This is a genomic window from Helicobacter jaachi (genome assembly GCF_000763135.2).
Lineage (GTDB): Bacteria > Campylobacterota > Campylobacteria > Campylobacterales > Helicobacteraceae > Helicobacter_C > Helicobacter_C jaachi.
The window spans coordinates 146,493-161,633 of sequence record NZ_JRPR02000003.1 but is presented as its reverse complement, the minus strand read 5'-3'; the positions used below and the strand labels follow the sequence as shown (position 1 = coordinate 161,633).

The window sequence follows — 15,141 nt, the reverse complement described above, 5'->3', positions numbered from 1 at the left end:
GTATGTATGCAAGAGTTAAATTGGCTCATTAATATTTGCTTTACTATTGTGATGGTAGGGCTGTTTGTGTGGGATTTTAAGACTTTTGGCGAGCCTATGCATAAGGACTTTAAGGCTATTATTATGAGCACGGGGGTGCTTGGGACATTTGTGGGCATTTTTGTGGGGCTTATGGGGTTTGATACGCTTGCTTTGCAAGATTCTGTGCCTTTATTGCTTAATGGCTTAAAAACTGCCTTTTACACTTCGATTGTGGGTATGGGGCTAGCCATAGCGCTCTCTATCGTGCAGCGGGCAAAGGGCGTAAAAAGCGCGCAAGATATGAATATAGATTATATTTTACACCAAGCACAGAATCTAGGCTATCTCAAAGATATAAATGAGTTATCTCATAAGACTTGCGCTCACTTAGCCGCGCTGCCCACAAAGGCGGATATGCAGCAGATTAATACCACTACCAATGCGCTTTTAGAAACAAGCCTAAAAAATATCGATACATCACTGCAAGAAGCCATTAAGCAGCTAGCCTCTGGCGCGTCTAAAGAACTAATTGCCGCGCTTGAGCTGGTGATAAGGGATTTTAACCATAACTTACAAAATCAATTTGGCGATAATTTTAAAGAATTAAATAACGCTGTGGGCAAGCTGCTCACTTGGCAGGAGCATTATAAACAAAGCATTGAGCAAAGCCAAGCGCTCCTTACTCAAACACAACACGCCATGCAAGAGAGTGCCGAGGCTATGGGTAAAACGCAAGTCACGCTAGATTCTATAGTGGCGCAAAATAGCAGCGCTATGGAGTTTTATGAAAAAACACTAAGCGTAATTAATGATATGAAAGCAAAAGGTGAGCTGCTGCAGGCTCAACTGAGCGAAGTAGCGACATTAGGCAGCAATGCGCGCGAGTGTTTGGGCGATATGGATAAGTTTTTTAAAAAAGCCACTTATGGCTTTAGCACGCTAGAGGAGAGCGCAGCACAGCATACAGAGGCTTTAAAGGGCGAGATAGAATCTTATTTCAACCAACTTCAAGAGCATTCAAGTGAGAATATGAGCCTTTTTAGGCGATTTGTAGAAACGCATATGAAAGAATCTCAAGAGGGTGTTACGCAGATTCTAAGTAATAATAATGCGCTTGTGCGTGCGCAGTATGAGGATTTAGCGCAAAGAAGTGATGAAGTGTTTAAGCAGCTTGCTCAAAGTGCGAATACGCATATTGAAATCCTAAGCCGCGAGTTAGAGAAAAATATTGCTAAAAACTTAGAATCTAGCACGCACCAAGCCGCAGAATTTGCGCGCTTAAGGGAGCATATCGCCACAAATCACACCGCTATTTTAGAAAGTTTAGAATCTAGCCTTGTGCGCTTAAATTCTCATAATGAAATCATTATGCAAGATATGGCAAAGGGCATAAAAAATATGCAAGATATGTATCTCTCAACCTTAAGCGCGAGTATGGATTCTGTAATGAATAAGGAGCAAGAGCTCATTAAAGCGCGCCTTGATAGCCTAAATGAGCTAGCCACTAAGACAGATAGCAATCTTAATGCGCAATATGAGCAAGTCAATCACTTTTTAAAGAAAATTGCAAGCGAGTATTTAAAAATTATGCAAAAACTCACTAAAGATTCTGTAGCCATTCCCAAAGATATGGGCGCACAGGTGATTAAGGAGTTTGGCGATTTGCAGCATAATTTGCTTGCACATCTAGGCAATCTTAATGCGCAAATTCAGCACAACAGCGTGCAACTCATCGAGCTATATCGCAATGTGCAAAATATTTTAAATGAAAATATTAATGGCAATAAATCCTTGCAGAGCGAGATTAGAAGCACTTTTAGTTCGCTTGATGAATCTTTAAGCGCGAGTATGGAGAATTTTAAGGAAAATTATGAATGGTTTTTGCGTCGTGTGCGTGAAATCATCGGCTCAAGATGATAGAATCTAACGCGCAGTAGGCAAGTGAGGTATTTATAGAATCTAGCCGCAATACATAAAGGGAGCATATGAAACATAATCAATGGATTAGCATTTCGGATATGATGGCAGGGATTATGATGATTTTTCTGCTCATTATGGTGTCTTTTATGCTTATCACGCAAGAAACGCAAGAGGATTTAAAAAGGCAGAATGAAAAGCTCTTAGCCCTTAATGAAGCGATGAGCGAGATTGCGCAGAATTATTCTAATTTGCAGCAGGAGCTGTATGAAGCGCTACTTAAGGAATTTAGCGGAGATTTAAAAAAGTGGGACGCGCAAATTGATGAGGATAATACGATTAGATTTAATGAACCAGAAGTATTGTTTGACACAGGCGCAAAGCAGGTTAAGAAGCGATTTAAAGATATTTTAGATGATTTTTTTCCGCGCTATGTGCGGATTTTATCGCTGCCAAAATTTCAAGACAATATCGAGGAGATACGCATAGAAGGGCATACTTCGCAAAGTTGGTTTTCTGCTCATACGCTTGAAGAGCGCTATCTTGGCAATGCTGAACTCTCTCAAGCGCGCGCTTTGGAGGTGCTAAAATATTGCTTTAATCTAAAAAGTATTGATGGGCAAAAGGAGTGGCTTATTAAGGTATTTCGCGCTAATGGATTATCCTTTGCTAAGCCTTTAAATGATGATGAAAAATCAAGGCGCGTAGAATTTCGAGTGATAACAAAGGCAAATCAAGATTTGCTTAAAATCCTTGAGATTAGCAAAGATTTTAAGCCTAAATAACCTCTTTTTAAGTAAAAAAGCGGCATAATCGCGGACTTTATTTTAATTTTTAAGGTAGCTATTCATGAAAAGGACTTATCAACCACACAACACACCAAGGAAGCGCACGCATGGATTTCGAGCGAGAATGAAAACTAAAAATGGTCGCCGCGTGATTAATGCTAGGAGGGCAAAAGGGCGCAAGAGGCTTTCTGTATAGAATCTGCGCAAGAGCGGATATGACTAGGGGGTAGATAGTAATTTGGTGAAGTTAGATTCTCTCAAAAATAAAGCAGAATTTGACTTTGTTTATAAAAATGCTCGGCGATTTTTTCATAAAAATTTTGCCCTTTACGCACTTCAGACACATACTTATCCCAATTCACCAAAGATTTTGCAAGTCATTTTAGCCCGTCAAGCGCGCGTATATTTGGGATTAAGTATTTCTAAAAAAATAGGCAAAGCCCACATGCGCAATCTCATCAAGCGGCGGCTAAGGGCTATTGTTTATGAGCAGCATTATGTGGGCTTTTTGTTTGTGATTGTCGCAAGGCAGGGCATTACATCAGTTGATTTTGCCACACTCAAAGCAGATTTACTCTTTGCTTTTAAGCAGTTAAAAATATCCTCGCGCCATAAAAACTCTGCAAAAGATTCTATAAAAAGCACATCTGCAAAAGGCGCAGATTCTATAAATCATACAGAATCTGCAAAGCACATAGAATCTAAAAAGAAAATAGATTTTGCAACAAAGCCAGATTCTATAAAAAAGAGGGATTTTACCAAAAGGGCAGGGCTGTGCAAATCATAAGAATATCACTCATTGGGCTTGTGAGATTTTATCAAAAGTTTTTATCTCCGCTTACTATGGGCGCATGTCGGTATTATCCGAGCTGCTCGATGTATGCGCTGTGGCTTTTGCAGTTTGAAAACCCTTTGCTTGCGGTGTTTAAGATAATGTATAGAATCCTGCGCTGCAATCAGCTTTTTGCAGGAGGGATTGCCTATCCATTAGTGAGATTGAAACTTAAAAACATTGTATTTGAGCCAAAAAGCGTGAAATATTGGCTTGTCCCCTCTACAAATGTAAATTTTTTAGATATAATTTCACCTTTTGACAAAACTTACACCATGCGAGTTTATATCATCAAATCACTCTTTTAAAAGGCCAAATATGTATCGTCCAAATGAACAAGATAGCGGTATATCTCTTACGCGCGTGCTGGTTGCCATAGGTTTATCCATTGCTTTTTTTGCTATTTATGCCTATTTTGTCCCACAAACACCGCAAAAAAGCGCGCAAAATACAAATACTCAAACGCTAGATTCTAAACAAAATGCTCCCCAAAATATAGAATCTGCCCATATAGAATCTGCACCCAACTCACCAGCTGCTCAATCAAGCACCCAAACATCTGCCCAAACTACACAAAGTGCGCAGACATCAATACCGCAATCCTTAAAGCAACAAGTCATCGCACATATAGAATCTAGCGAATTTGAAATGGAGATTGATGCGCTAGGCAGGATTAAGCAAGTTTATCTTAAAGATGAGAAATTCACGCGCAATGAGCAAACAAGTCTTTGGAGTATGATAGCTAGTGCGTTTGGCATACGCACAGCCCATAAGCCAAATATCGATAAACTCGCGCTTTTTGGAGATTCTCAACTGCGCACTATGGAAGTGCGCTTTAGCAATGCAAGCATTAATCAAAAGGCATTTGAAACTCCATACACTGCGAGCAAAGCGCATATTGGGATTAAAGATAGCCCAGCAGAATTAGTCCTCACACAGAATCTAGGTGAAGTAATTTTGACAAAATACATCACCATTTATCCTAATTTATCCTATGATGTGCGCATTACGCTAAGTAAGCCTGATATTGAATATTTTGTGAGTAATGGTATGCGCCCAAGCGCGGATAGTGATACTTACGCGTTTCGAGGTGTGATTACGCGCAATAGCACAGATGGGGTTTTGACTAAAATTGAAGATGGCGATGCGAGCAGTGATTATTTGGCTAAAAATGCTCAAGATATGCGTAGTTCTAGCTTTGTGGCGAGTGTGGATAGATATTATACGAGTTTATTTTTTGCTAAGACGCCCTTGTATGTAGTGGTAAGCGGCGATAATGCACATAATCCTATGCCTTATGTGCGTTTTTCTAATCAAGCAGAGTTTTCAGGCTACATAGGTCCAAAAGATTATAGGCAGCTGCAACAAATTGATGAGACGCTTACCGATGCGGTGGAGTATGGGCGCATTTCGTTTTTTGCTAAGCCGCTTTTTTTACTGCTTGCGTATTTGTATGATTTGTGCGGGAATTGGGGTTGGGCAATCGTGCTTTTAACGCTTATTGTGCGTATTGTGCTTTATCCGCTCACTTATAGAGGTATGGTCTCTATGCAAAAGCTCAAAGATTTAGCCCCAAAAATGAAAGAGCTGCAAACGCGCTATAAAAGCGACCCGCAAAAGCTGCAAATGCACATGATGGAATTGTATAAAAAACATGGGGCAAATCCCATTGGCGGCTGCTTGCCACTTATTTTGCAAATCCCTGTATTTTTTGCTATTTATCGTGTGTTGCATAATGCAGTGGAGCTTAAAAGTGCTGCGTGGATAGCGTGGATTGATGATTTATCAGCTATTGACCCCTATTTTGTGCTGCCTGTGCTTATGGGGGTGAGTATGTATGTTTCTCAAAAGCTCACGCCTGCAAATTTCACAGACCCTATGCAAGAGAAAGTTTTCAAGATGCTGCCACTTATTTTTGCGATATTTTTTATTGTTTTTCCTTTCCCGGCGGGGCTTGTGCTGTATTGGACAGTGAATAATATATTCTCTATTATCCAGCAAATCATTATTAATAGAGTTATGGCAAATAAAAAAGCAAAGGAGATAGCCGAGCATGAGGCATTGCACCACAAAAATAAGTCAAATAAAAAGGGGATAAAATGAAAAAAATTGTAGAAAAAACTTTAGAGGCAGCCCTCATTAAGGCTTCAACAGAGCTTAATTGCTCTGTGGCAGATTTGGAATATGAAATTGTGCAAAATCCCACAAATGGCTTTTTAGGACTGGGTAAGAAAGATGCTATTATTATTGTCGATACTAAGCATAAGAGCGCACACCGTAAAGAAAGTGCAAAAAGAGAAACTTATCTGCCAAAGCAAGCGCTAGAGATAGAGGAGATAGATGAAGATTCTCAAAATTTTATGCCAAAGCCGCAAAAGATTTGGGGAGAGCAAAATTCTTGGGATAATTATAATCGAGACGATGAGGCAAATATCAAGCAAATACGCACAGAGTTAGAATCTTTGTTTAAACTTTTACCTTTTGATATTGATAAATTTGAAGTGCGTATGCTGGAGGACAATACACTTTATATTTACATTGATGGACGCGATTGCGCGCTGCTCATCGGTGAGAGGGGCTATCGGTATAAGGCGCTCTCATACTTACTATTTAATTGGATTAATCCTAAATATGGCTATTCTTTGCGGCTAGAAATTGCTGAATTTTTAAAAAATCAAGAAGAGATGATAGATGTGTATCTTAAAGATATTGCACGTTTGATTAAGCTTAATGGCAAGGCACAGACAAAAGCACTCGATGGGATTTTGGTGTATATTGCTTTAACTAAATTGCGCGAGATGTTCCCAGAGAAATATGTATCCGTGCGACAAAATGAAGCAGATGAGAAATACATCATCATCAACGACTTTAGACGATAGCACTATTGTCGCTATTGCTACTCCCATAGGCATAGGCGCTATTAGCATTGTGCGCTTAAGTGGTGCGCGCGCTTATGAAATTACACTTTTACTCACAAAAAAAAATCAATTATTGCCTCGTTATGCGCATTTATGCCGGATTTATGATAGAGAGGGAGTAGCCATTGATGAAGCCATAGTGCTTTATTTCCCAAAGCCTCACAGCTACACGACGCAAGATGTGTGTGAAGTGCAGTGCCATGGCGGGATTGTGAGTGCTAGAGCGATTGTGGAGCTGTGCATCAATTTAGGCGCGAGAATGGCTCAAGCAGGCGAATTTAGCAAGCGCGCTTTTTTGGGTGGGCGATTAGATTTAGCACAAATTCAAGCCATAGCCGGACTCATACAATCTCAAAGCCTTGAGGCAAATAAAATGCTTATGCGCCAACTTAGCGGAGAGCTAAGCACTTTTGTAGAGGAGGTGCGTGAAAGCTTGCTTTTGGTGCTAGCTTATATGGAGGCGAGCATTGATTATGGTGATGAAGTGGGCGATACTACTCATTTTATACACACGACTTTAGGGAAAATAAAGCAGAAATTAGAGCAAGTTTATAGCGCATCAATAGCACGACAAGGGGTGATTAATGGCTATACTTTAAGCATTATAGGCAAGCCAAATGTGGGCAAAAGCTCTTTGCTTAATGCGCTTTTAATGTATGAGCGTGCTATTGTGAGCGATATAGAGGGGACGACGCGCGATACCATTGAGGAGACATTGTGCATTGGTAGTGCTTTGGTGCGCGTGGTGGATACAGCGGGCATTCGCCAAAGTGATGATAGCATTGAGCGCATTGGCATCACAAAGGCAAAGGAAGCCGTGTCACGCAGTGATATTATTTTGGCTGTGTTTGATAATTCACAGCATTTTGATGAAAAAGATAGCGCGATTATGGATATATTAGAGCAAAATGCTAGAGAAAATAAGCATATTGTGATTATTTTAAATAAAAGCGATATGGGCGCGACACATAATGAAAGCATTTTTGCAAAGTTTAATGCGCCTATATTACGCACAAGCATTAAGCATAATGGCGCGCGCGATATTTTAAAAGTTATTGAACCAATTGTGAGCGCAAATAGCGGGAGTGATAGCATTATTCTTACATCAAGCTATCAGCTTGAGTGTCTAAAAAATGCGCTAGATTCTATAAATAAGGTTATTGCTGGGCTTAAAGATGATTGCATACAGAGTTGGATTGAGCTACAGGCATTTCACATACAAGATTGTATAGAATCTATCAGCGCGCTCACTCGCCCTTATGAGCATACAGAGTTGCTTGATAGGCTTTTTGGCACATTTTGCCTAGGCAAATAGGCTAATGCTTGATTTCTCGCGCTCTATTATAGAATCTAGGCTGCTTTTTGATTATCCCTTTTTACTTAAACGCGATGATTTAATCCATCCCTATTGTAATGGCAACAAAGCGCGCAAATTCGCCGCACTCCTGCAAAATCAATACCACCAAAACATTTGGCTAAGCTATGGCGGCAATCAGTCTAATGCAATGGCGTCTTTAGCCTATCTTGCGCACATTAAGGGCGCGACATTTCATTATGTGATGCCCAAAGCTACTTTTGCGCCCAAAGGCAATCTAGCCTTTGCCCTTAAATGCGGTATGCGCGCGCATACTTTGCCTGTGGGTAGCAGTGTGGAGCATTTAAAATCTTATGCGCACTCTTTGCTTACGCCTAAGACACTTTTTATTCCTCAAGGTGGCGATGTGCAAATGGCATATTATGGTATGCGCGCCTTAGCGTGCGAATTAAAGCAAAGTATAGAAAAGCAGGGCAGGGGAAGTGGGGTGATTATTTTTTACACAAGTGGCAGCGGTGTGGGAGTGGTGGCACTTAAAAAGGCTTTAGATTTACTCTATCCGCAAGCAAGTCTAGTAGCACTTAACTGCGCTAAAGCGGATTTGTGCGCTTTGTTTGATAGCCATAATGTATCCGCACCCATTATTTTAGAATCTCCCTTTATCTTCGCTAAGCCCAAAATTGCGATATGGGATATGCAAAGCTATCTTAAAAGCCATAATGTGCGCTGTGATATTATCTATGATAGCGTGGGATTTTATATGCTGCGGCAGCATTTGCACGCTTTCAAGGGCTATAAGCTTGTGTTTATCCACTCTGGCGGGCTTATGGGTAATCTTTCACAACTCCCCCGCTATGCGCATATTTTAAATCCAGCGCATAAGCGTAGTCAAAAGGTATGAATAGAATCTAGCCTTGTAGGCTAGTCCTGCTTATAAATACATTTGTGCTACAATACCGCCTTAGGCATAGATTCTGTAAATGGAGCATAATAATGGCAGACAATCCCCAAGCTTTTATTCGTAATTTTTCAATCATCGCGCACATCGACCATGGTAAATCCACACTCGCAGATAGGCTTATTCAAGAGTGCGGCGCGGTGAGTGAGCGCGAAATGAGAGCGCAGATTATGGATACTATGGATATTGAAAAGGAGCGGGGGATTACCATTAAAGCCCAATCGGTGCGATTAAATTATCATTATAAAGGGCAGGATTATATCCTTAATCTCATTGATACACCCGGGCATGTGGATTTTAGCTATGAGGTTTCGCGCTCTTTGAGTTCATGCGAAGGCGCGCTACTTGTGGTTGATGCAAGTCAGGGCGTGGAGGCGCAAACTATTGCAAATGTGTATATTGCTATGGAAAATAATCTTGAAATCCTCCCTGTGATTAATAAAATCGACCTCCCAGCAGCCCAGCCGCTGCGTGTAATGGAGGATATAGAATCTACTATCGGGCTAGATTGCACAGAAGCTTTGCAGGTGAGTGCCAAAAGTGGCGTGGGCATACAAGCGCTTATAGAATCTATCATTGAGAAAATTCCAGCGCCCAGCGGAGACCCACACGCTCCAACAAAGGCTTTAATTTATGATTCGTGGTTTGATAATTATTTGGGCGCTTTAGCCCTTGTGCGGCTTAAAGATGGAAGTTTGCGCGTGGGAGAGGAAGTGCAGGTGATGAGCAGTGGGAAAAAATATGAGGTGCTAGCGCTATATTATCCCCACCCTGTGCAGAAAATCCCAACGCAGAGCATAGCGTGCGGCGAGATTGGCATTATCTCACTAGGATTAAAAACGCTCACAGATATGGCAGTGGGAGATACTATTACAAGCGCGAAAAATCCTACCAGTGAGCCTATTGAGGGGTTTCGCCCAGCAAAGCCTTTTGTATTTGCAGGCATTTATCCTATTGAAACAGATAAATTTGAGGAGCTGCGAGATGCGCTTAATAAGTTAAAACTTAATGATTCTGCGCTGAATTTTGAGCCAGAGACAAGCATAGCTTTAGGCTTTGGCTTTCGTGTGGGATTTTTGGGACTTTTACATATGGAGGTGGTTAAAGAGCGCTTAGAGCGTGAGTTTGGACTTAATCTCATCGCCACTGCGCCCACAGTGGTGTATGAAGTGTATCTCACTGATGGCACAAAAATCTTAGTGCAAAATCCTAGCGAGCTGCCAGAAATCCAAAAGATAGAATCCATTAAAGAACCTTATGTGCGTGCGAGCATTATCACGCCTAGCGAATATTTGGGCAATATCATTACTTTATTAGCCAATCGGCGCGGCGTGCAGGAAAAAATGGAATACCTCACACAATCGCGTGTAATGCTTGTGTATGCGCTGCCTAGCAATGAAATTGTTATGGATTTTTATGATAAGCTCAAATCCTGCACGAAAGGCTATGCGAGCTTTGATTATGAGCCTATAGAATCTAGAGAGGGGGATTTGGTGCGGCTTGATATACGCGTAGCAGGCGAGATTGTCGATGCGCTCTCAATTATCGTGGATAAATCAAAAAGCTATGAGAAGGGCAGGGCGTTGGTTGAAAGTATGAAAGAGCTTGTGCCGCGTCAGCTGTTTGAAGTGGCTATCCAAGCAAGTGTGGGGAATAAAATCATTGCTAGAGAAAGTGTGAAATCTATGGGGAAAAATGTAACTGCAAAGTGCTATGGCGGCGACATTACACGCAAGCGCAAATTGTTAGAGAAGCAAAAAGAGGGCAAGAAGCGTCTTAAAGCCATAGGCAAAGTTGAGCTACCTCAAGAAGCGTTTTTAGCTGTTTTGAAAATCGATGGATAAAATATGATAGCGTTTTTAGACTTAGCCAAAGTGAATGAGCGATTTAGGGGCGAGCTAGATTCTGAAATAGATGATATTTTAAAAAGTGGCAGATATGTGCTAGGCGAGCATAATAAGCGCTTTGAGCAGGCTTTTAGTGCGTATTGTGGCGTAAATGCGAGTGTGGGCTGCGCTAATGGCTTAGATGCGCTAAAATTAGCTATTTTAGGGCTAGATTTAAAGCCTGGTGATGAAATTATCGTGCCAGCAAATACCTACATCGCCTCGATGCTTGCCATTTGGGCGTGCGGCTGCGTGCCTGTGTTTGTCGAGCCAAATATAACAAATTATAATATCGATGTGGATTTGATAGAATCTGCTATCACGCCCAAAACGCGCGCGATTATGGTGGTGCATCTCTATGGGCAGGCTGTGGATATGCAAAAAGTGTGGGATTTAGCCTCTCGCTATAAATTATTTATTATTGAGGATTGCGCACAGGCGCATGGAGCGATATATCAGGGCAAAAGAGTAGGCACACTAGGCGATGTAGGCGCGTTTTCATTTTATCCGGGTAAAAATTTAGGCGCACTAGGTGATGGCGGTTGTGTGGTGAGTAATGATTATGCGCTTATAGAGAAAATCCGCGCTTTAGGCAATTATGGCTCGCATAAAAAATATGAGAATATTTACAAAGGCTGCAATTCAAGGCTTGATGAGCTGCAAGCGGCATTTTTAAATATTAAGCTTAAAAAGCTTGATGCCGATAATGAGCGGCGCAGGGAAATTGCACGCTTTTATTGTGAAAATATAGAATCTAGCTTGATTATTTTGCCTAAATGTGAGGACAAACACGCGCATGTGTGGCATTTATTTGTTATCCGCTGCGCGCAAAGGGCAAAATTGCAAACATATTTAGCCCAAAATGGCATTGAAACGCTCATACACTATCCTATCCCGCCGCACAAACAGCAAGCCTGTAAGGAGTATAATCATTTACATTTGCCCATTACCGAACGCATTCATAATGAAGTGCTTTCGCTCCCTGTAAGCCCTGTGATGAGTGATTGTGAGGTGCAAAGGGTGGTTGAAGTAATCAATAAATTTACTTAAATATGGCGTATTAATTTACTCATAATTTGGTAGCCTTCTATAAATCTTTAAATTTTCATAAAAGGAGAGCGTATGAAATATCGACAACTAGGCAGTAGCGGGGAGATGATACCCTGCATGATGTTAGGCACAGCGACTTTTGCAGGTAGCACGGAGCTATTTAGGAAATGGGGGCAAACGCAGGTTTTCGAGGCAAAGGAGCTAATCAAACTTAGCATAGATTCTGGCTTTAATGCCTTTGATACGGCGGATTGCTATTCGCTTGGCGACGCGGAGATTGTGCTTGGCGAGGCGCTTAAGGACTACAAAAGGAGCGAGTATTTCATCAGCACAAAGACTGGCATGTGGATGAGTGATAATCCAAATGACATCGGCACTTCGCGCGCTAAGATTGTAAGGAGCGTGGAGGCTTCGTTGAAAAGGCTGCAGATTGACTACATTGACTTGTATCATCTGCACTGCTATGATGCGAAAACGCCGCATATTGAGGCTCTAAGCGCGCTAAATGAGCTTGTGAAAGCGGGGAAAATCCGCTATTTTGGCGTGAGTAACTACTCTGCGTGGCATTTGATGAAAATGCTAAGCGTGGCGGATAAGTATAATCTGCTGCGTCCTAGCGTGCATCAGGCGTATTATTCGCTTGCTGCGCGTGAGTTTGAAAATGAGCTAATGCCGCTGGGTGTGGAAGAGGGCGTGGGGACACTTGTGTGGAGCCCACTAAGTGGCTCGATGCTAAGCGGCAAAATCACGCGCACTAAACGCGATGTGGAGGGCTCTCGCCTTAGCACTGATGGCGCGTGGGACGTGGATATGGAGAAGCTTTATGACATCACCGATGTGTTAGAATCTATTTCGCGTGATACTGGGCATAGCATCGCGCAAATCTCGCTAGCATGGGTGCTAAGCCGCCCTAGCGTGTCTAGCCTAGTCATTGGCGCGCGAAACACTATGCAGCTTGACGCAAACCTCAAAGCTGCGAGTATAACGCTAGATTCTAAGCATATAGAGGCACTAGATAAGGCAAGTCAAACAAAGCTGCCATACCCATACTGGCATCAGCGCGCCACGGTAGATAGCCGCGACCCTTATCCGGTGAAGAGATATTAGAAGTTATAGAATCTAGATTCTATACAGGGCTAAAGTGGAATGGCAAATGGGGCGGATTTAGGCAGAGAGCAAGCTATTTTTGATGAAAAGATAGCCGCATTTTTGCGCACAGGTGAGGATTGTGGAGATTGTGCGCATATCTTGCACGCACCGCTTATTGTATCGCTCACTTCATACCCTGCGCGCATTCCCACACTACACTACACGCTTTATACGCTTTTTGTACAGGATTTAAAGCCAAGTGGCATTGTGCTATATTTAAGCGAAGATGAGTTTTGCAACAAAGAGGGCGATTTGCCTAAAAGCGTGCTAGATTTTAAGGCATTTGGTTTGCAAATTAAGTGGTGCAAAGGCAATCTTTATGGCTACAAAAAGCTCATTTATGCGCTTAAAGACTTTGCAGATTCTATAATTGTAAGTGCTGATGATGATAATTTATATCCCACAGACTGGCTTTCAAAGCTTTATGTGGCTTATGAGACAAATGCGCATTTTATCCACTGCCACCGCGCGCATAGGATTACATTTGACAAATATAATCATATTTTGCCCTATCAAAAATGGGAACTTGATGTGGATTTTATTCAAAGCGTGCCATCATTTTTGAATCTCCAAACTGGCGTGGGTGGCGTGCTATACCCGCCGCATTGTTTGTATAGAGATATTTTTAAGCAGGAGTTATTTTTGTCGCTTTGCCCATTTGGTGATGATTTATGGTTTTGGGCAATGGCGGTATTAAATGATGTAAAAATAAATATCGTAGAGCATAATGCCAAAATGCACAAGAGCTTTATTGACTTTGCGCGCACTGGGGCTTTGTGGGTGGAGAATGCTAAAGGGCGCAATGATATATATTTGTCAAATTTATTTAAGCATTATCCATTACTGCGGGAAAAGATAACTTTTAATGTGCAAGAATATTGGGAAATCCGCTACAAGTCGTTTAAGACGCTAGGAGGGGGGGGCATTGGAGCTTCTGGAGCTGGAAGTTATAATCACTTGGCAGATTTTAAGGCGCGCGTGCTTAATACCTTTGTGCAGGAGCATAACATAGCGCGCGTGCTAGAATGGGGCTGCGGCGATGGCAATCAGCTAAGCCTCTGCGCATATCCGCAATACATTGGGCTTGATGTATCAAGCTTTGTGATACAAAGGCTTAGGGAGAAGTTTAGGCAAGACAATACTAAAGCCTTTTATGAAGTGGAATATTTTTTACAAAATCAAGCGCAAATGCCCTTTACAAGCGCGGATTTAAGCCTTTCACTTGATGTGATTTATCATCTTATTGATGATAGAATCTATGCAGCATATATGCGTAATTTATTTGCTTTTTCGCATCAATTTGTAATTATTTATGCTTCTAATGTTGATGCGCCACATACTGCGCATGTGCGACATCGCGCCTTTAGTAAATGGATAGCAGCGCACATTAGCGGCTGGGAGCTTATAGAATCTATCCCCAATGCCTACCCTTATGATGCGCAAAATCCACAAAATACATCATTTGCAGATTTTTATATTTATAAAAAAATATAAAACTTGTTTGTTTTTGCTTAAAAAGCGGTTATAATGGTTTTTGTGTATTTATATTTGCGCATTTTTATGTAAGGAGAGTATATGAGAAGTGTAGTTTTGCTTTTGGCGCTGCTATGTGCGCTGTGTGCAAGCGATGTGCAGGAGTTGCAAAAAACGCTAAAAGCTAATGATATTATAGGCAAAGTCATCTCAAGCACAAGTTTGGGTAATGGCTTAGATATGGTGGTTATAGAGGCGCAAAATCAAGAAGTGCCATTTTTTGCCACAAGCGATGGAAAGGTAATTTTTCAACCGCAAGTGCTTTTTTTTCAAGATAAAAATACAGAATCTAAAGCGCAAGGATTCTATGCGAAAGTTCAAGAGAAGCAAAAGGCTAAGACTGATATCAAATTGCTAGAGGTGTTTAAAAGCCAGAGCGGAAAAGTCTTTCATTTTAAGGCTAAAAAGCCTAGTAGCAAGACGCTCTATATTGTCGCAGATGCGAATTGTCCTTATTGTAGGGAGGAGTTTAAAAAGCTTGAAGCGCACTTAGAAAAGGCAAATGTGGAGATGGTACTAGTTGGATTTTTGGGCGAAGATTCTATGCTAAAGGCTGCTAATGCGCTTAAAAACAAAAGTGGCAATCAAGCCAAAGATATAGCCATGCTCTCCCAGCTTTACCAAGCAGACATTAAAGGTAAGCCAATGGATACGCAAGGCGCAGCCACACTCACGCAAGCAGTGGCTAACACAGGCGTGCATAGCGTGCCTTATATCATCGAGCGTTAATATGCGCGGTGTAGATTCTCTGTTTAGAGTAGCTGTATATAATTC

14 protein-coding genes are annotated in these 15,141 nt (G+C 41.6%); all 14 read left to right on the top strand.

From position 1 onward, the window contains the following. Positions 1 to 6: 6 nt before the first annotated feature. On the top strand, positions 7 to 1,938 hold the full coding sequence (locus LS71_RS05970; protein ID WP_034355591.1) for a hypothetical protein: 1,932 nt from the start codon (positions 7 to 9) through the stop codon (positions 1,936 to 1,938). A 68-nt stretch (positions 1,939 to 2,006) separates the two neighbouring features. Beyond that, positions 2,007 to 2,723, top strand: a complete 717-nt coding sequence (locus LS71_RS05965; RefSeq protein WP_034355593.1) for an OmpA/MotB family protein — start codon at positions 2,007 to 2,009, stop codon at positions 2,721 to 2,723. Between the two features lie 64 nt (positions 2,724 to 2,787). Further along, entirely contained in the window at positions 2,788 to 2,922 is a 135-nt protein-coding gene (gene rpmH, locus LS71_RS05960; RefSeq protein ID WP_011114959.1) for a 50S ribosomal protein L34, read from the top strand. A 45-nt stretch (positions 2,923 to 2,967) separates the two neighbouring features. Beyond that, a complete protein-coding gene (gene rnpA, locus LS71_RS05955; RefSeq protein WP_069723513.1) occupies positions 2,968 to 3,513 on the top strand; it encodes a ribonuclease P protein component in 546 nt (181 codons plus the stop codon). Further along, positions 3,501 to 3,866, top strand: a complete 366-nt coding sequence (gene yidD, locus LS71_RS05950) for a membrane protein insertion efficiency factor YidD (protein ID WP_052058091.1) — start codon at positions 3,501 to 3,503, stop codon at positions 3,864 to 3,866. The genes rnpA and yidD overlap by 13 nt, the downstream gene beginning before the upstream one ends. 10 nt (positions 3,867 to 3,876) lie before the next feature. Then, a complete protein-coding gene (yidC, locus tag LS71_RS05945) occupies positions 3,877 to 5,661 on the top strand; it encodes a membrane protein insertase YidC (protein WP_034355596.1) in 1,785 nt (594 codons plus the stop codon). Next, positions 5,658 to 6,437: a Jag N-terminal domain-containing protein gene (locus LS71_RS05940; RefSeq protein WP_034355599.1), complete on the top strand. Its 780-nt coding sequence runs from the start codon at positions 5,658 to 5,660 to the stop codon at positions 6,435 to 6,437. The genes yidC and LS71_RS05940 overlap by 4 nt, the downstream gene beginning before the upstream one ends. Beyond that, complete coding sequence (gene mnmE / locus LS71_RS05935; RefSeq protein ID WP_034355601.1) at positions 6,400 to 7,791, top strand: tRNA uridine-5-carboxymethylaminomethyl(34) synthesis GTPase MnmE; 1,392 nt, start codon at positions 6,400 to 6,402, stop codon at positions 7,789 to 7,791. Before LS71_RS05940 ends, mnmE begins: the two co-directional genes overlap by 38 nt. Before the next feature lie 4 nt (positions 7,792 to 7,795). Further along, positions 7,796 to 8,692, top strand: coding sequence for a pyridoxal-phosphate dependent enzyme (locus LS71_RS05930; protein WP_052058093.1), 897 nt, complete (start codon positions 7,796 to 7,798; stop codon positions 8,690 to 8,692). 92 nt (positions 8,693 to 8,784) lie between these two features. Then, positions 8,785 to 10,593 (top strand): translation elongation factor 4, encoded by a 1,809-nt coding sequence (lepA, locus tag LS71_RS05925; RefSeq protein ID WP_034355605.1) that lies wholly within the window; start codon positions 8,785 to 8,787, stop codon positions 10,591 to 10,593. A 3-nt stretch (positions 10,594 to 10,596) separates the two neighbouring features. Beyond that, positions 10,597 to 11,685, top strand: coding sequence for a DegT/DnrJ/EryC1/StrS family aminotransferase (locus tag LS71_RS05920; protein ID WP_138109846.1), 1,089 nt, complete (start codon positions 10,597 to 10,599; stop codon positions 11,683 to 11,685). 72 nt (positions 11,686 to 11,757) lie between these two features. Beyond that, a complete protein-coding gene (locus LS71_RS05915) occupies positions 11,758 to 12,792 on the top strand; it encodes an aldo/keto reductase (RefSeq protein WP_034353062.1) in 1,035 nt (344 codons plus the stop codon). Between the two features lie 39 nt (positions 12,793 to 12,831). Further along, positions 12,832 to 14,328, top strand: a complete 1,497-nt coding sequence (locus LS71_RS09700; RefSeq protein WP_238700359.1) for a methyltransferase domain-containing protein — start codon at positions 12,832 to 12,834, stop codon at positions 14,326 to 14,328. Positions 14,329 to 14,409: 81 nt separating this feature from the next. Then, the gene (locus LS71_RS05905; RefSeq protein WP_138109845.1) at positions 14,410 to 15,096 is read left to right on the top strand and encodes a thioredoxin domain-containing protein; all 687 of its coding nucleotides are present in this window, start codon (positions 14,410 to 14,412) and stop codon (positions 15,094 to 15,096) included. Positions 15,097 to 15,141: the final 45 nt, after the last annotated feature.